We start from the raw sequence: 18,246 nt of genomic DNA, 5'->3' as shown, positions 1-18,246 counted from the left end.
GTGGAGCCGATGAACTCATTACAGGATGCCTTATACAATTGGTTAACCATTAAAGTTGTTTGTGATGAAAGACCAGATGATACGGCTGCAGCAGATACTGAAAAAATGTTCTTTGGAATGCTTACAGATGATCATCAGCTTTCAAATATTGAAGTTGAAACGGATGCTGTCATGTACTACGTCCATTATGATCACTCAGGGGAAAGGAAAAAAGCACGTTATCCTAGAGAACTTATTGAAATCATGTTAAATCAAATAAATGCAAGTCCTGAAAAGTATGAGAACTATCCCCAATGAAAAAACAGCCTGTTCTATAAGAACAGGCTGTTTTTTATCTAATTCTTATTACCATTCATCTTCATTGGTTTTGCTTTGATATAGCTTAAAATTTCCTGTTTCTATTCTTTTTTGCGTTTTGTAGGTTATTCTTTCATTACACTCCATGCACATATACGTATGTATGGGACGATTTCTCAGTTTCTTTGCTTGAAGAGATTCATTTTCTATCGTTTCAATTTTATCGCATAAAACACATTTTACTTTCATTTTGCACCTCTGGAAATCCTTATTTTCATCTCTTATTTTATTATATAATATGTGGACCATCATATCGAATTTCTTTTGCAGCCTTGAAAGTTGAGAAGGGGCATACTATGATGGGGAAGAAGGAGTGATGAAATGGCAAATCAAGTTGAACCAAAACTTATTAAACCGTTGTTTGATGAACTGCAGCGGGAACTATTTTGTACATTGGCTACTGTTGATCATGAGTCAGGCGGTCCGAATGTCAGTGCAATTTCATGGATGCTTGCAAAGGATGAGGAAACGATCTATTTTGCAGTGGATAATCGATCTAGAATCATACAAAATATTAAAAATAATAACAAGGCAGTAATAAATGTAATTGCAAATGAATCTACATATTCAATTAGCGGTGAAGCAATGATAAAAGAAGAAAAGTTAGAAGGTGTTCCATTAAAACTGGCATTAGTTGAATTAAGGATCATAGAAGTAAGGGATGTAATGTTTTATGGTTCAAAAATAACAACTGTGCCACAGTATGATAAAACATATGATAAAGTGGCTGCAGCTCGCCTTGACAAGCAAGTGATGGATGCAATGAAAAAAGCTTAGTAAACACTAAGCTTTTTCATTCATCATTTTTATGGTAATTGGAATGCTTTTCTTGTTTTTTATCAAGTTTATTTTCCTCTTGATTATTTAGCTGCTTTTTAGGGTTTTCAGTTGCCTTATTGGGGCTTGAATCGATGATATCAGCAGGTATTTCAGGCATTAATCTGCCTGAAATATCGGCAAGCTCATTCATAATCCCTTGAATAGGCTTACCAGCCTGAATATCATCTGATATTTCTCTTAAACGTGCATTTATATCAGGATCTGCAATGATAATTGCTCTTGCTCCATGCGGATCATTTTTTAAACTCTCCGCTACTGAATATTTGATCGTACCTACCTCTGAACGTTCTAAGTTTTTGTTTACATCAATTCCCACAATCGCATAGTTGCCTATGACAACTGCTGTTGCATCATTTACATTAGGAATGCTTGAAGCAAGTTTTACTAGGTGTTTAGAAACATCTTGTCCGGTTGTCCGATCCACCTCTTGAATAGCACTGTTTTTGACATTTACTATATTTTGTTTTTGCCCTTCTTGAACTGAATTGTTATTACCCCCACAACCGCTTAATAATAAAACAGTGAAAATAACTAGCCATCTTTTCATGATATCCGCCTCCAAAGGTAACGCTGCACAACTAGCATTTCGCTTTTCTTATGTATTATTGTGCAAAATTTCTTCTATCTTTATTCGAAAAATCATATATTTAATCAAAGTTCTATTCGTTCCACTGTTAAGATGATCTAATAGGGGCAGGAGGCATCGAATTGAGTAAAATATATGTGTTAGATACAAATGTCTTGTTACAAGACCCGAATGCTATTTTCTCTTTTGAAGATAATGAAGTGGTAATTCCCGCCGTTGTATTAGAAGAGGTTGATTCCAAAAAGAGATATATGGATGAGATTGGCAGGAATGCAAGGCAAGTATCAAGACTCATTGATGGTTTAAGAGAATCTGGCAAGCTCCACGAAAAGATTCCGTTAGAAAATGGAGGGAGTTTGAGAATTGAATTAAACCATCGATCCTTTCAGCAATTACAAGATATCTTTGTTGAAAAAACAAATGATAACCGAATATTAGCGGTAGCAAAAAACCTCTCTCTTGAAGAAGAAGAAAGGGAAGATGGACGAACCGTCATTTTGGTAAGTAAAGATGCCCTTGTCAGAGTGAAGGCAGATGCAATTGGATTGCATTGTGAAGACTTCTTAAGTGACAGAGTAGTTGAAAACGATCATTTGTACACAGGCTTTATGGAAGTTTTTATTCCTAAGGAAAAATTAAATCTTTTTTATGAAAAAGGGGAGCTGTCACTTGATATAGTCAATACATCAGTCTACCCAAATCAATTCCTTTTGATGAAAGACTTACTGGGGTCCACCTCATCCGCGCTTGGAATTGCTGATAAAAAGGAAAACAAGATTAAAAAGCTTATTTTTGATCATGAGCATATATGGGGAATTAAACCAAGGAATGTTCAGCAAACCATTGCGATGGAGCTGCTGCTAAGGAGAGATTTGCCTTTAATTACACTAACAGGAAAAGCGGGCACAGGAAAAACCCTTATAGCACTTGCATCAGGGCTAATGCAAACGGAGGATTTCGGGTACTATAAAAAACTGCTTGTAGCAAGACCAATTGTACCAGTTGGTAAAGATCTAGGCTTTCTTCCGGGTGAAAAAGAAGAAAAGCTAAGGCCATGGATGCAGCCTATATATGATAATTTAGAGTATTTATTTAATGCAAAAAAACCTGGGGAACTAGATGCCATATTAGCAGGCATGGGATCAATTGAAGTGGAAGCATTAACTTATATTAGAGGAAGAAGTATTCCTGACCAATATATTATTATTGATGAGGCACAAAATTTAACAAAGCATGAGGTGAAAACAATTCTTACCCGTGTTGGCGAGGGAAGTAAAATTGTATTGATGGGAGACCCGGAACAAATTGATCATCCTTATTTAGATGCTTATAATAATGGACTAACTTATGTGGTAGAAAAATTTAAAGATCAAAGGATTTCTGGGCATATTAAGCTCGTTAAAGGAGAACGATCCGGGCTTGCACAATTAGCTGCGGATCTTTTGTAGAAATGGGAAAGGGCGATGATATACGAACATCGCCCTTCTTTCCTTTGTTTTATTCCACTCTAAATGACTTCACGTTTCTTATTGGATTATCTCTATTCGAACCATCCCCATAATAAACATATGCTGGTCCATCTTTTAGCAATGGTTTCCCATTTTCAGAAAAACCTAAAACTAATTCTTCTGCCTTTTGAAGTGAAATGCTTATTTCTTCTTCTTCACAAACAATTACTACCTGGCTGGCTTCACTCTCTGGTTCTGCATTTTTTAGAAATGGTTTAAATGGAATACCGAAAGTACCTGTCAGCACCTTTTCCTTCTCGTACTTTTTTTCCGTTTTTAGAGTCGGCGGAAAGACTGCACCCTCCATAATTTCTCTATCCCAATGTTTAGAAATTTCCTTCGTGTATTCTTCTAATTCATCTGTTTTTTCTTCTTCAGAATTAAAATAGGTAGTTAAATCAACTCGTCGATCATCAAAGATCCATACTCCAGGATCAAGAGTGATCGGATATTTTACTTTTCCGCTAAATAATATTATTTTTTCCATTACTAAATCCTCCTCATAGAGACAAGACCAAAACATTCAATACAACCGTAAGTATACAGATTTTTTTGGGATTTGTCATACTTACAACTTAATGAGAGAATGAAAATGACAGAAACAAGAACAATAAAATATGGCGAGTAGTAATGTTTGGAGGAAGGCAGTATGACGTGTAATTCAAATGATGATTTGCAGGCGATTGTTAATGAGGTTCGTTCCATTTCAGAAAAAGGAACAGTTGCTGACTATATTCCAGCACTAGCAAAAGTAAATAAGTCCGATTTATCAGTTGCTATTTATGAGAAGAATAATTCATGTATTTATGCAGGGGATTATATGAGGAAATTCACACTGCAGAGTATATCAAAAGTGCTTGTTCTTGCGCTCGCTCTTCAGGACAGAGGTGTTGACTATGTTTTTGAACGTGTTGGGATGGAGCCGACAGGAGATCCGTTTAATTCGATATCAAAGCTGGAAACCTCTATTCCTTCTAAACCGCTCAATCCAATGATTAATGCAGGGGCCCTTGCCGTTACAAATATGATCAAAGGAGAAAGTGAGAAAGAGAAATGGGAGCGTATCCTTCAATTTGTCCGTTGTTTAGTGAATAATACAGATGTTTCTTACGATTTGGAAGTTGCAAAATCAGAACTGGAAACAGCTTGGCTAAATCGGGCGCTGTGTTATTTTATGAAGCAGCATAAAGTGATTGAGGGCGATGTTGAAGAGTTGATGATGACCTACACAAAGCAATGTGCCATTGAAATGAACTGCTTTGATTTGGCGAGAATTGGTGCGGTATTTGCATTAAATGGGGTGGATCCAGCAACAGGGGAAAGACTGATTCCAATTCATATTGCACGTATATGTAAGACGTTTATGGTCACTTGCGGAATGTACAATGCATCTGGTGAATTTGCAATCAAGGTGGGAATCCCTGCAAAAAGCGGTGTTTCAGGAGGGATTCTTGGTGTCGTTCCTGAGAAATATGGCATTGGCATTTTTGGTCCCGCATTAGATGAAAAAGGCAATAGTATGGCGGGAATAAAACTGCTGGAAATTCTTGCAGACAGGTATAATTTTAGTATTTTTTAACTTAGTTTACAAAATGAACATTCTATTCCCTATGTACACCGTATTATCCTTGCTTTTTTCTCTTTTACCGTATAAAATTTATAGATAGGATAATCGCTCGGGAAACGGGGGGATTGAAAGTTGACTTCTGAAATCATACTAGATCATAAGAAAAAAGCAGATGCACTATTAAAGGCTGATGCAGATAAAATATTAAAATTAATTAAAGTGCAGATGGACAATCTCACCATGCCTCAATGTCCTCTTTACGAAGAAGTGCTTGATACGCAAATGTTTGGGTTATCTCGCGAAATCGAATTTGCTGTTCGGCTTGGCTTAATTGAGGAGTCTGAGGGAAAAGCTATTCTAGCTGAATTAGAAAAAGAGTTATCTATTCTGCATGAAGCATCCGTAAGAAAATAAAGTTAAAGAAAACTCAAACATTCTACTAGAATTGTTTGAGTTTTTTTATCATTGTAAATATGGGAGAGAATTAGTTCAATTTAATGTTATGCTTTTTGTTAATAGTATAACATTATTGTGGATTTTTGATAATTAGTATGATACATTTAATTTATCTTCTCTTCCATGCAGGATAATTTAATGCTTTAGTCGAATAAATATTTCAATGCAAGTAGTAAGGGAAGAGGGCTACATGTTAAAAAAAATACTAAAATCATATGATTACACATTGGTTATTGCTGTACTCATGTTATCAGTGTTTGGACTGATCATGATTTATAGTGCAAGTATGGTTACCGCGGTACAAATTAATAAGGTTGACAGTGATTATTTTTTCAATAAACAAAAGACTCATTTAATCATCTCTGCAGTAGCATTCACTTTTATGGCAATTTTTCCTTATAAAGCAATGCTGAGCAATAAAATTCTTATTCCGATGGTGTTCCTTTCCTTAGGAGGGCTTTTTGCACTCTTTGTATTTGGACAAGCTACGAACAATGCACAAAGCTGGTTTGAGTTAGGCAAGCGCAGTTTACAGCCATCCGAATTTATTAAATTATCGGTTATCATTTATTTATCTGCTGTGTATGCAAAGAAACAATCATATATTAATGAATTTAATCGAGGAGTTGTCCCTCCGCTTGCTTATTTATTTCTTGCATGTGTACTAGTAGCTATGGAACCGGACTTTGGTACAGCTGCTATCATATTTGCTATTGCAGCAACTATTATTTTTGCGTCAGGAATGAATTATAAAAATATATTTAAACTTGGATTAATCGGTTTTATCATGGTAGCTCCATTAGTCTTAATTATGAAGGATAAGATTTTCACGAAAGTGCGTATGGGCCGAATAGAAGCCTTTCAAGACCCATTTTCAACTGATTTTGGCTATCAGCTTGTAAATTCTTATTTAGCATTAGGGGCAGGAGGATTGAAGGGGTTAGGTTTAGGGAATAGCGTCCAAAAACTAGGCTATCTACCTGAAGCACATACGGACTTTATTATGGCTGTAATCGCTGAAGAACTTGGATTATTTGGTGTATGTTTTGTCCTCATAATCCTAGGCTATATTGTGTTAAAAGGAATATTTATTGGCTTAAAATGCAAGGATCCTTTTGGAAGTTTGCTGGCAATTGGTATATCTAGCATGATTGGGATTCAATCATTTATAAACTTAGCAGGTATATCTGGAGTCATTCCTCTTACTGGTGTACCTTTGCCCTTTGTAAGTTATGGGGGATCATCGCTTCTGCAATTGTCATTAGCGATGGGGATTCTTGTTAACGTATCAATGTTTGTTAACTACGAAGAAAAATATAAAAATAAGAAAGACATCAGCCAATCTGCCAATGAGGAAAAGGTTTCTGGAAATATTTATAATTACCGAAAATAACATGTATTTTATGTGTTCTTTTAGATAATTAGAAAAAAAGTTAAATAGTTTTATTGTTTTATGAGCGGTTTGCTTTTTAGACCGTTCTACACAAATAATTACCAGAAAAATCAAAAAATACATTAGGGGTGTTTTCCTTGAACCATTCAATCAACAAAGTGTTAGTAGCAAACAGAGGCGAGATTGCTATCCGCGTATTCCGTGCATGTACTGAACTACATATTCGAACAGTTGCTATCTATTCGAAGGAAGATACAGGTTCTTATCACAGATATAAGGCGGATGAAGCATATCTAGTTGGTGAAGGAAAAAAACCGATTGATGCCTATTTAGATATTGAAGGTATTATTAATATTGCGAAGAATAGTGATGTGGATGCTATTCACCCAGGATATGGATTTCTATCAGAAAATATCCATTTTGCCAGACGATGTGAAGAAGAGGGAATCATTTTTATTGGACCTGAATCCAAACATTTAGATATGTTTGGCGACAAAGTAAAAGCGAGGACACAAGCACAGCTTGCTGAAATTCCTGTAATTCCAGGCAGTGACGGACCTGTTAACAGCTTGGAGGATGTCATTAACTTTGGAGAGAGCCATGGTTTTCCTATTATCATTAAAGCCTCACTTGGCGGTGGTGGAAGAGGCATGCGGATCGTCAAGCATATTGACGAAGTAAGTGAAGCGTATGAGCGGGCAAAATCTGAAGCGAAAGCGGCATTTGGCAATGATGAAGTATATGTAGAAAAGTTTATTGAAAAACCAAAGCATATTGAAGTACAAATTATTGGTGATAAATATGGAAATATTGTTCATTTATATGAAAGGGATTGTTCGGTTCAACGCCGCCATCAAAAGGTAGTTGAAGTCGCACCATGTGTTTCATTATCTCCTAAACTTAGGGATGAAATTTGTGAGGCTGCAGTAAGATTAATGAAAAATGTGGATTATATTAATGCTGGTACTGTGGAATTTCTCGTATCGGGAGAAGAGTTTTATTTCATTGAAGTAAATCCGCGTGTACAGGTTGAGCATACAATTACAGAAATGGTTACGGGGATTGATATTGTTCATACACAAATTCTTGTTGCTGCAGGATATCCGCTTCATAGTGAAAAAATTGGGATTCCAGAGCAGGAGAATATCCATGTCAATGGTTACGCGATTCAATCTCGTGTAACTACAGAAGACCCATTGAATAACTTCATGCCTGATACAGGAAAAATAATGGCCTATCGTTCAGGTGGCGGATTTGGTGTTCGCCTAGATGCTGGAAATGGATTTCAAGGGGCTGTTATCACACCTTATTATGATTCATTGCTTGTGAAGCTATCTACTCAAGCGATGACATTTGAGCAAGCAGCTTCGAAAATGGTCCGGAACCTTCAGGAATTTCGAATTCGCGGGATAAAAACGAATATCCCTTTTCTTGAAAATGTTGTGAAGCACGAGAAGTTCCTTACAGGTGAGTACGATACATCCTTTATCGATAAAACGCCAGAATTATTCATGTTTCCAAAACGAAAAGACCGTGGAACAAAAATGCTAACCTACATTGCAAATGTTACGGTTAATGGATTTCCTGGGATCGAAAAGAAGAAGAGACCAGTATTTGAAACTCCAAGAGTGCCAAAATTAGATATGTCGAATAGTTATCAACATGGTACAAAGCAAATTTTGGATAAATATGGTCCAGATGGAGTTGTTAAATGGGTGAAGGAGCAGAAAGGGGTATTATTAACGGATACGACCTTCCGTGATGCCCATCAATCGCTATTGGCAACCCGAGTAAGGACAAATGATCTTAAACACATAGCGGAACCAACCGCAAAGCTTTTGCCAGAAATGTTTTCATTTGAAATGTGGGGAGGAGCAACTTTTGATGTTGCTTATCGTTTCCTAAAGGAAGATCCATGGGAGAGACTGCTGACTTTAAGAGAGAAAATGCCGAATGTTCTTTTTCAAATGCTTTTAAGAGGTTCAAATGCTGTAGGGTACAAGAATTACCCAGATAATGTTATCAGAGAATTTGTTGAAAAATCGGCACAAGCGGGGATTGATGTATTCCGTATCTTTGATAGCTTAAATTGGCTGAAAGGCATGGAAATTGCGATTGATGCTGTTCGACAATCAGGGAAAATTGCAGAAGCTGCTATTTGTTATACAGGTGATATTTCTGATCCTTCTAAAACTAAATATAATATAACTTATTACAAAAATTTGGCTAAAGAACTTGAAAATCAAGGTGCTCATATTTTAGGGATAAAAGATATGGCAGGTCTTCTTAAGCCGCAGTCTGCCTATCAATTGATTTCTGAACTAAAAGAAACTGTCAATATTCCAATCCACCTTCATACACATGATACAAGCGGAAATGGAATATTTACCTATGCAAAAGCAATCGAAGCAGGGGTAGATATTGTTGATGTTGCAATCAGTTCAATGGCAGGATTAACATCCCAGCCAAGTGCGAATTCACTTTATTATGCGCTTGAAGGTACCGATCGGAAACCAAATATTAATATTCAGGCACTCGAACAATTAGCATATTATTGGGAAGATGTACGGAAATATTACAAAGAATTTGAAAGTGGTATGATCGCCCCGCACTCGGAAGTGTACCAGCATGAGATGCCTGGCGGCCAGTACAGCAATCTGCAGCAGCAGGCAAAGGGTGTTGGACTTGGGGAAAAATGGGACGATGTAAAAGAAATGTATTCCCGTGTAAATCAAATGTTTGGAGATATTGTGAAAGTTACTCCTTCTTCAAAAGTAGTTGGGGATATGGCATTGTATATGGTGCAAAATCAACTGAATGAAGAAGATGTGATCAATAAAGGTTTAACATTAGATTTTCCTGATTCAGTAGTGGAGCTTTTCGAAGGTTATCTTGGACAGCCATATGGCGGATTCCCAAAAGAATTGCAAAACGTAATCTTAAAAAACAAACAGCCAATTTCAGTTCGACCGGGAGAATTGCTGGAGGATGTTGATTTTGAAGCAATAAAAGAAAAATTATTCAACGATCTTGGCAGACAAATAACAATATTTGATACACTTGCTTATGCATTATATCCAAAGGTATATATGGATTATATCAAGACGGTTGAACAATTTGGTGATATATCAGTTCTAGATACTCCGACTTTCCTTTATGGGATGAGATTGGGTGAGGAAATAGAAATAGAAATTGAAACAGGTAAAACACTTATTGTTAAGCTAGTTTCGATTGGTCAGCCTCAGGCTGATGGAAATAGAGTAGTATACTTTGAATTAAATGGACAGCCGCGCGAGGTTGTCATTAAAGATGAAAGTATAAAGTCAACTGTGGTTTCTAAGGTGAAGGCTGATCCACATAATGATCATCATATTGGTGCTTCTATGCCAGGAACAGTCATAAAGGTATTGGTTGAAAAAGGGGAGAAAATAGAAAAGGGTGATCATCTCATGATCACAGAAGCAATGAAAATGGAAACAACTGTACAAGCACCATTCTCTGGTACAGTCAGCGATATTTTCGTAACAAATGGCGAGGCAATTCAAACTGGAGATTTATTAATTGAATTAAAAAAATAAAAAAACGCTGCAGCATTAGCTGCAGCGTTTTTTTTACATTAATGGATAGTAACAGGCGGAATTGGAACCTTTTTTTCTTCTGCAGCCTGTATTTCCTCAAGGGCTAATGCATTTTTCTTGCTGCGTGAAGTTAAAAGGATGAAATAGCTTAAAACCCCAAACAGACAAGATATAAAGAATGCATGAGCAAGCGCGATATATAAATTAAGCCTTGTAATTATAACTAAAGCACCAGCTATTACTTGGAGAGTGACAAGGATGAAAGAAATAACCCATCCCCAATAAATAACCTTTTGGTCTTTGTAATGCTTTACTGCCAGATAAGTAATATAGGCAATCCATATAAATATTACACCTGCAGCAGCGCGATGCCCCATTTGCACCCATTCATGCATGTTCCCAGGAAGTGAAAATGAACTATTTATGCATAATGGCCAATCTCGGCATACTAAGCTAGCATTCACATGACGGACTAAGGCACCAGTATATACCACGACATAGCTATAGATTGAAACACCAATGATATGCTTTTTCATCCGTTTATCGAGAATAACCTTTTCCGCTTCGAATTTTTTGTCAACTTCAAATATTAGGAGGGTAAGCAATAATACGGTAGCAAATGAAATTAGTGAGATGCCGAAATGAAGAGCAAGAACAAAGTCTGATTGTCCCCAAATGACAGCAGCAGCACCTATTAACCCTTGTAAGACAAGAAAAAAGAATGAAGTAAATGATAAAAACTTCGTTTCTCTTATATGACCAATTGTCTTCCATGTCCATACGGAAAGAAGCAATACCATTAAACCTACAGTACCTGAAACGACTCTATGAGCCAGTTCAATTATTAATTCAGGGGTAATATCGGTAGGGACGAGTTCACCATTGCAAAGTGGCCATGATCTTCCGCAGCCCATTCCTGATTCGGTTTTTGTAACAAGCGCTCCCCCCAACAATATGAGCAGCATCCCAATTGTTGTTAAAACGGCGAGCCATTTCAATGATCGTTGCAAAACTTTTCACCTTCTTCTAAAAGATTCGTTCATTATAATAGAAAACAAATAATAATATTGTCATTGAATAAGTATATCGTACCCATCATATCGAATTTAATATGAAATGAACAGAAATAGTAGATGCTTTTTCAGATTCTAATGGAAATATTTTAGTTATTCAATATTTTTATTATTTTTTCACTGTAATTATAGTAATAAGGGTTGAAAGTTTTTACAGAGTTTGCTAGAAATAGAATGGAGGTTTAAATAGGTGAAAGAATAAACGATAACTACCTTATTCTAGCTAAGTCCAAGTGGATTCTAAGGGACATGGATAAACTCTTTTATATTATGGCAGAAAAACAACATTTCTTTAAGAGAAAAAATGCGTTGACACAAAAAATTCACAATTTATTCGAAAAATGTTCACAAAAAATCATAAAAGTGTGATTTAATATACAGAGGAAGGTCTGTTTTTCTACATAAAAATTTTACAATGTTTTTACGTTATCTATAGTGAAAAAGTATTGTACACATAATGTATAAGGATGTACCCTTCGTTTTTTATTGCAAATATAGCAATGAAAGCTGTAATGCTTTATAGTAGTTGTAGTGAATAATGGTGTATTTGTGATAAGAGATAAAGGAGGAAATAGAATCATGTCTAATACGAGGGCTGTCATTGATGGAGGCATCGACAACAATGATCAAGGCCTAGATAATAAAGTGCCAAAATCTACTGCGTGGAAGGATTTTCTTTCGCTCATCAAGATTGGAATTGTTAATTCAAACCTAATTACGACTTTTACAGGATTATGGCTTGCTTTGCATTTTTCATCCAAAGGCTTTTTTAACAACTTAGATCTAGTGTTCTACACATTAATTGGATCAGGATTAATTATTGCTGGTTCATGTGCTCTTAATAACTACATAGATCGAGATATTGATCCTTTAATGGAAAGAACGAAGAAAAGGCCTACAGTTACTGGCAAAGCAAATCCCACAAAAGTTGCTGCAATGAGCTTCCTATTAATTATAGCTGGAACTCTTTTCTTAATGTTGACAACAATGACAGCTGTAGTTATTGGGTTAATTGGAGTATTTAGCTATATCGTTCCTTATACAATTTGGTCAAAAAGAAGATATGTTTCTAATACGGTTATTGGCAGTTTCTCTGGTGCAGTACCGCCGTTAATTGGCTGGGCTGCTGTAGACGCAAATCTTGATGTTATCGCATGGGTTTTATTTTTAATTATGTTTTTTTGGCAGCCGCCACATTTTTATGCACTTGCTATGAGAAGAGTGGAGGAATATCGGTCTGCCGGAGTACCAATGCTTCCAGTTGTAAAAGGTTTTAAAACTACCAAGCGTCATATTTATCTTTGGATTGCAGCATTACTGCCGCTCCCGTTTTTTCTTCCTGAGTTAGGAATGCCTTTCCTGGTCCTTGCCACATTGTTAAATATTGGCTGGATCGGTACAGGGATATATGCAAGGAAATTCAAGGATGATATTAAATGGGCAACTTTAATGTTTGTATACTCTCTACAATATCTGACTATCATGTTTGTAGCTATGGTAATAATCACACTTTTATAAAAAAGTTTCCAGAACGAAGAAATATTTGGTTTATTTTTTATCAAAAGCACGTTCTGCTTTTCTTTTTATCAACAAACGAATAATTGTTTCAATTTAATAATAATTTCTACTAATAAGTTACATACTAAAATGTCAAAAACAACTATTGTTAGGAATTCTTTCTTTTCCTAAGTATTGAAAGAATTTATTCATAATTTTTTTGAATTAAAAAATTCAAACAGAAATTTTAAAGAAAGAGGGGATTGATTAGCTTATGAAAAGGCTTGCGAAATGGCGTCTACTTTCATTATTTGCAATTCTGACGCTCGTGCTTTCTGCTTGCAGTGGTCAACCATATTTATCAGCACTACAGCCTGCGGGTGAAGTAGCAAAAAAACAATATGATTTAATGGTGTTCAGCACAATTATTATGATTGCTGTAATGGCAGTAGTAGCGGTAATTTTCATTATTGTATTAGTGAAATTCCGTCGTAAAGATGACAAAATTCCTAATCAAGTTGAGGGAAACCACGCTATGGAAATTATTTGGACTGTTATTCCGATCTTATTAGTCCTTGTCCTAGCTGTTCCGACTGTGTCAGCGGTTTTCAATTTTGCTGATGTTGATGCAATGGAGAAGAAGAATGAAGATGGAACTTCTGATGCACTTGTTGTCAATGTACGTGCGAATTTATACTGGTGGGAATTTGAATACCCAAATGAAAAAATAGTAACAGGTCAAGAACTGATTGTTCCGACTGATGAAAAGGTTTATTTTAATTTAATTGCTTCAGATGTAAAACATTCATTTTGGATTCCAGCAGCTGGCGGAAAAATGGATAACAACACTGAAAACGTAAATAAATTCTGGTTAGAGTTTGATAGTGAAAAAGCTGATCCTGACAAACTATTCCAAGGACGATGTGCAGAGCTTTGCGGTCCATCACATGCTTTGATGGATTTTAAAGTGAAAGCCCTTCCGCGTGCAGAGTTTGATCAGTGGGTAACTAATATGCAAAATATTAAGGAGCCACAGGAAGCAACAACTGATTTAGCACAGCAAGGTCAAGAAATCTTTAATCAAAGCTGTATTGGCTGTCACGCTGTTACGCCTTCAAATGGTACACCTGCTGATGCTCGTATGGCACCGAACTTAACTAACTTTGGTGATCGTAATATTATCGCAGGATATTTAGAGCATAATGAAGAAAACTTAAAAAATTGGTTGTCTGATCCAGAAACATATAAACCAGGAAATAAAATGACTGGTACTTATGGTGAATTAACACCTGAACAACTAGATGCGCTTACTGCGTACTTAATGGGGTTAAAGGTTCAAGGTGAATAGTGATATGTTTATAAAGGAGGTAAAATTGTGAGTACCAATGCTCAGAAAAGGGGATTTGGGGCAACGTTATGGGACTATTTAACAACAGTAGACCATAAAAAAATTGCACACCTCTATCTAATAGCTGGCGGATTATTCTTCTTAATCGGTGGACTTGAAGCATTATTTATCCGAATTCAGCTTTTAAAACCTAATAATGATTTTGTAAGTGCAGGTTTATTTAATGAACTATTAACAATGCACGGAACAACAATGATTTTCTTGGCTGCGATGCCGCTCGTTTTTGCATTTATGAATGCGGTTATGCCATTGCAAATTGGGGCACGTGATGTAGCTTTTCCATTTCTAAATTCATTAGGATTTTGGCTTTTCCTTTTTGGCGGATTATTTCTAAATCTTTCATGGTTTTTAGACGCAGCGCCAAACGCTGGGTGGACGTCTTATGCATCGCTTTCGATCGCTCAGACAGGTCATGGAATTGATTTCTATGCTCTCGGCTTACAGATCGCAGGGCTAGGAACCTTAATTGGTGGGATAAACTTCCTTGTTACGATCATTAATATGCGTGCACCTGGTATGACTTATATGCGTATGCCGATGTTTACATGGACAACATTTGTAGTATCTGCACTAATTTTATTTGCATTTCCTCCATTAACTGTTGGTTTATTCTTGATGACATTTGACCGTATGTTTGGTGCGAACTTCTTTGATGCAGCAATGGGCGGAAATACAATTATTTGGGAACACTTTTTCTGGATTTTCGGTCACCCTGAGGTTTACATTTTGATTTTACCAGCATTCGGTATATTCTCAGAGATATTTGCAATTTTCTCAAGGAAGCGCCTTTTTGGTTATTCATCAATGGTATTTGCGACCGTGCTTATTGGTTTCTTAGGATTCATGGTCTGGGCTCACCATATGTTTACAACAGGGTTAGGACCAATTGCTAATGCGATCTTTGCTGTTGCAACTATGGCAATTGCTGTACCTACAGGTATTAAAATATTCAACTGGTTATTTACGATGTGGGGCGGAAGTATTCGCTTTACGACACCAATGCTTTGGGCAGTTGCCTTTATCCCTTCCTTCTTAATGGGGGGAGTAACAGGTGTAATGCTTGGGTCAGCTGCACAGGATTATCAGTACCATGATACGTATTTCGTAGTCGCTCACTTCCACTATGTAATTGTTGGTGGGGTTGTGTTTGCTCTATTCGCTGGAGCTCATTTATACTGGCCAAAAATGTTTGGAACAATGTTAAATGAAGTTTTAGGGAAAATTACATTTGTTTTATTCTTTGTTGGCTTCCATATGACGTTCTTTATTCAGCATTTCTTAGGACTATGGGGGATGCCGCGTCGTGTTTTCACTTACCTTCCAGGTCAAGGATTTGAAACATCGAACGTAGTAAGTTCAATCGGTGCCTTTTTAATGGCAGCAGGTGTAATTGTTTTATTGATTAACGTTATTATTACAAGTGTGAAAAATGAAAAGGTTGGAAATGATCCATGGGGTGACGGACGAACATTGGAGTGGGCTTTATCATCACCGCCTCCATATTATAACTTCAAGCAGCTTCCGCTAGTACGTGGACTTGATGCATACTGGATCGAAAAAATGGAAGGCAAAAAAGGAATGACACCAGCTGAACCGCTTGGAGATATTCATATGCCAAATAACTCCTTTATTCCATTCTTAATTTCTTTAGGTCTTTTCATTGCAGCATTTGGTGCAATGTATCATGGGGATGAAGGAAATACTTGGGGAATTCCAGTATTAATTTTCGGGCTTCTATTTACATTAGGTTCAATGTTTGTACGCTCGATTAAAGATGATCATGGTTATCATATTCCAAAAGAAGAATTAATTGATGACAATGATAAGGGGGTTAAGGCATAATGCATGTAGAAGAAAAAATGACTGTTGAAACTTGGCCTGCTGCGCCTGAAAAACAAACCCTCGAGGCAAAAAATAAATTCTTAGGTTTTTGGTTATTCTTAGGGGGAGAGACGGTACTTTTCGCCTCTCTCTTTGCGACATATCTTGCATTGAAAGATTCAGTCCCTAGAAGCGACATGCCATTAGCAAAGGATCTATTCGAAATTCCATTAGTTTTTGCAATGACAATGATCCTTTTAACAAGCTCTTTGACAAGTGTGTATGCAATGTACCATATGAAAAATTTCAGCTTTAAGAAAATGCAAGTTTGGCTAGGAATCACTGTTGTTCTTGGATTAGCATTCTTAGGTCTTGAAATTTATGAATTCAACCATTATGTGCATGAATTCGGTCATACTTTTACTAGCAGTGCTTTTGGTTCAGCCTTCTATACACTTGTAGGCTTCCATGGTGCCCACGTCGCATTTGGATTGCTATGGATTACTACTTTAATCATCCGCAATAGCAAACGTGGATTAAATCTGTATAATGCACCGAAGTATTACGTTGCAAGCCTTTATTGGCACTTTATCGACGTTGTTTGGGTATTTATTTTTACAGTAGTATATTTAATGGGAATGGTGGGATAACTGATGGCAAATCAACAATTAAACTCAGGCAATCCTCGTGTAGACATTGAATATCGCCGTAAAAAGAATGCGGAAGAAATGAAACATCAAGTAATTACGTTCGCCTTAATGATTTTCTTAACGCTGATTGCATTTGTTGCAGTAGCTTATGAAGGATTTACTGGATGGTTTATTGTTCCGTTTATCTTACTACTTGCTGGTGTTCAAGTGATCTTTCAATTATTTTATTTCATGCATATGAGCCATGAGGGGCACGAAGCGCCAAAACTATTTATGTATTCTGGAGTTTTCATCGCGTTTGTGACAATTCTTTGTTATACAACAATAATTTGGTGGTAAATTTACAAGGGGAATCGGCTATTTAGCCGATTCTTTTTATATAAATCGAATATTAGCAATAGTGAAAATGCTTCATTCTTGGAGTTTTTCATGAATGGGAGTATACTATTGGTGTACGTTTTTATTAAAGAGGTGATAACGAAGTGTCGATATCAATATTTGGTTTTCGGGCATTATGGAGTCCAATCTTTTTTGGTGTACTAGTGCTAGTTTTAATTGGTTATTTCCTTATTACTTTGAAATTTAGGAATAAATTTTCGCAAAGTGATCCATTAACAAAGGGACAGGCGATTAATTTCTCACTGGCGATTATTCTTATATATATCATAAAAGGTTCACCTATTGATTTAATGGGCCATCTTATGTTTTATGCGCATATGACTCAAATGGCTATTCTTTGTTTGGTTATTCCGCAGCTAGTCATTCTAGGAATTCCTCCATGGATATGGCGTACGCTTCAAAATAATAAATCTTTCAAAAAAATATTTTATATTTTTTCTAATCCAGTCATAGCCTTGATTTTGTTTAATGGAATCTTTTCAATCTATCATATTCCATTAGTTTTTGATTTTATCAAAACAAATATGTGGCTTCACGCAGGCTATACATCCATATTATTTATTTTGGGTATCTTCTTTTGGTGGCCACTCATAAATCGCTTAGACAATCAGCATACATTAAGCGGCTTAAAAAAGGTAGGGTATATATTTGCTGGCGGGGCATTATTATTACCTGCATGCGGGTTAATTATTTTTGCTGATGTACCGCTTTATGCAACATTTTCTGATCCAAACGCATGGGCAAAAGCATTGGAACTTTGTGTGCCTGGCACTACACTTGCAGGATTAACTTTGAGCGGACCAGAAGTATTCAGTTCAATGTCCTTAATTTATGACCAGCAGCTTGGCGGGATTATTATGAAGATTATCCAAGAGATTGTATATGGCTTTGTCCTGGCAAGAGTTTTCTTTAGCTGGTATAAAAAAGAGCAGGAAGAAACAGAAGTTGAAAAACAGCATAGATTAAATCCACAGCCAATTGAGTAAATAGAACCCCATCCTACTTAGATGGGGTTTTGTAATACGGGATTTTTTTGTTTGTTCTATATAAAAAATCACATTTTATTAAATAAAGTATGAACATTTTTGGAACTTTTAAGAATAGGTGCTTTTG

17 protein-coding genes are annotated in these 18,246 nt (G+C 36.3%); 13 read left to right on the top strand and 4 right to left on the bottom strand.

The genetic code is table 11. The features are described 5' to 3' along the window. Nucleotides 1-9 precede the first annotated feature (9 nt). On the top strand, nucleotides 10-297 hold the full coding sequence (locus C1726_RS01840) for a hypothetical protein (RefSeq protein ID WP_102271596.1): 288 nt from the start codon (nucleotides 10-12) through the stop codon (nucleotides 295-297). Nucleotides 298-345: 48 nt separating this feature from the next. Here C1726_RS01840 and C1726_RS01835 read toward each other — a convergent pair whose 3' ends face one another. After that, nucleotides 346-546, bottom strand: coding sequence for a YlaI family protein (locus C1726_RS01835; RefSeq protein WP_102271595.1), 201 nt, complete (start codon nucleotides 544-546; stop codon nucleotides 346-348). 132 nt (nucleotides 547-678) lie between these two features. On the opposite strand from C1726_RS01835, the gene C1726_RS01830 reads away from it, so the two are divergent. Beyond that, the gene (locus tag C1726_RS01830) at nucleotides 679-1,134 is read left to right on the top strand and encodes a pyridoxamine 5'-phosphate oxidase family protein (RefSeq protein ID WP_102271594.1); all 456 of its coding nucleotides are present in this window, start codon (nucleotides 679-681) and stop codon (nucleotides 1,132-1,134) included. A 16-nt stretch (nucleotides 1,135-1,150) separates the two neighbouring features. Here the strand turns inward: C1726_RS01830 and C1726_RS01825 are convergent, their stop codons facing one another. Beyond that, nucleotides 1,151-1,744 carry a YhcN/YlaJ family sporulation lipoprotein gene (locus tag C1726_RS01825; RefSeq protein WP_102271593.1) on the bottom strand — a complete coding sequence of 198 codons (594 nt, stop codon included), beginning with the start codon at nucleotides 1,742-1,744 and terminating at the stop codon, nucleotides 1,151-1,153. A gap of 161 nt (nucleotides 1,745-1,905) precedes the next feature. Here C1726_RS01825 and C1726_RS01820 point away from each other — a divergent pair, with 161 nt between their 5' ends. After that, on the top strand, nucleotides 1,906-3,231 hold the full coding sequence (locus C1726_RS01820) for a PhoH family protein (protein ID WP_102271592.1): 1,326 nt from the start codon (nucleotides 1,906-1,908) through the stop codon (nucleotides 3,229-3,231). 49 nt (nucleotides 3,232-3,280) lie between these two features. Here C1726_RS01820 and C1726_RS01815 read toward each other — a convergent pair whose 3' ends face one another. After that, entirely contained in the window at nucleotides 3,281-3,778 is a 498-nt protein-coding gene (locus C1726_RS01815) for a hypothetical protein (protein ID WP_102271591.1), read from the bottom strand. 162 nt (nucleotides 3,779-3,940) lie between these two features. Here C1726_RS01815 and glsA point away from each other — a divergent pair, with 162 nt between their 5' ends. The 4 genes from glsA (at nucleotide 3,941) to pyc (ending at nucleotide 10,285) form a co-directional block, all read left to right on the top strand. Next, the gene (gene glsA / locus C1726_RS01810; protein WP_102271590.1) at nucleotides 3,941-4,870 is read left to right on the top strand and encodes a glutaminase A; all 930 of its coding nucleotides are present in this window, start codon (nucleotides 3,941-3,943) and stop codon (nucleotides 4,868-4,870) included. Nucleotides 4,871-4,990: 120 nt separating this feature from the next. After that, nucleotides 4,991-5,272 (top strand): YlaN family protein, encoded by a 282-nt coding sequence (locus C1726_RS01805; RefSeq protein WP_102271589.1) that lies wholly within the window; start codon nucleotides 4,991-4,993, stop codon nucleotides 5,270-5,272. Between the two features lie 232 nt (nucleotides 5,273-5,504). Further along, on the top strand, nucleotides 5,505-6,707 hold the full coding sequence (locus tag C1726_RS01800; RefSeq protein WP_102271588.1) for an FtsW/RodA/SpoVE family cell cycle protein: 1,203 nt from the start codon (nucleotides 5,505-5,507) through the stop codon (nucleotides 6,705-6,707). 137 nt (nucleotides 6,708-6,844) lie between these two features. Further along, nucleotides 6,845-10,285, top strand: coding sequence for a pyruvate carboxylase (gene pyc, locus C1726_RS01795; RefSeq protein ID WP_102271587.1), 3,441 nt, complete (start codon nucleotides 6,845-6,847; stop codon nucleotides 10,283-10,285). 38 nt (nucleotides 10,286-10,323) lie between these two features. Here the strand turns inward: pyc and C1726_RS01790 are convergent, their stop codons facing one another. Continuing rightward, nucleotides 10,324-11,295 (bottom strand): COX15/CtaA family protein, encoded by a 972-nt coding sequence (locus C1726_RS01790; RefSeq protein ID WP_102271586.1) that lies wholly within the window; start codon nucleotides 11,293-11,295, stop codon nucleotides 10,324-10,326. A gap of 642 nt (nucleotides 11,296-11,937) precedes the next feature. Here C1726_RS01790 and cyoE point away from each other — a divergent pair. The 6 genes from cyoE to ctaG all read left to right on the top strand — a co-directional run bounded on the left by cyoE (nucleotide 11,938) and on the right by ctaG (nucleotide 18,119). Next, entirely contained in the window at nucleotides 11,938-12,876 is a 939-nt protein-coding gene (gene cyoE / locus C1726_RS01785; RefSeq protein WP_102271585.1) for a heme o synthase, read from the top strand. 253 nt (nucleotides 12,877-13,129) lie between these two features. Beyond that, on the top strand, nucleotides 13,130-14,203 hold the full coding sequence (coxB, locus tag C1726_RS01780; RefSeq protein WP_102271584.1) for a cytochrome c oxidase subunit II: 1,074 nt from the start codon (nucleotides 13,130-13,132) through the stop codon (nucleotides 14,201-14,203). A 27-nt stretch (nucleotides 14,204-14,230) separates the two neighbouring features. Further along, complete coding sequence (ctaD, locus tag C1726_RS01775) at nucleotides 14,231-16,105, top strand: cytochrome c oxidase subunit I (RefSeq protein WP_102271583.1); 1,875 nt, start codon at nucleotides 14,231-14,233, stop codon at nucleotides 16,103-16,105. Continuing rightward, nucleotides 16,105-16,734: a cytochrome (ubi)quinol oxidase subunit III gene (locus C1726_RS01770; RefSeq protein ID WP_056684004.1), complete on the top strand. Its 630-nt coding sequence runs from the start codon at nucleotides 16,105-16,107 to the stop codon at nucleotides 16,732-16,734. The genes ctaD and C1726_RS01770 overlap by 1 nt, the downstream gene beginning before the upstream one ends. A gap of 3 nt (nucleotides 16,735-16,737) precedes the next feature. Further along, complete coding sequence (gene ctaF, locus C1726_RS01765) at nucleotides 16,738-17,073, top strand: cytochrome c oxidase subunit IVB (RefSeq protein ID WP_102271582.1); 336 nt, start codon at nucleotides 16,738-16,740, stop codon at nucleotides 17,071-17,073. A gap of 143 nt (nucleotides 17,074-17,216) precedes the next feature. Continuing rightward, nucleotides 17,217-18,119, top strand: a complete 903-nt coding sequence (ctaG, locus tag C1726_RS01760; RefSeq protein WP_102271581.1) for a cytochrome c oxidase assembly factor CtaG — start codon at nucleotides 17,217-17,219, stop codon at nucleotides 18,117-18,119. Nucleotides 18,120-18,246: the final 127 nt, after the last annotated feature.

Source organism: Cytobacillus massiliigabonensis (assembly GCF_900199725.1).
In the GTDB taxonomy this organism is placed as follows: domain Bacteria; phylum Bacillota; class Bacilli; order Bacillales; family Cytobacillaceae; genus Cytobacillus; species Cytobacillus massiliigabonensis.
Note: the sequence above shows the minus strand (reverse complement) of the source record. Positions and strands in the feature narration are given on the sequence as shown.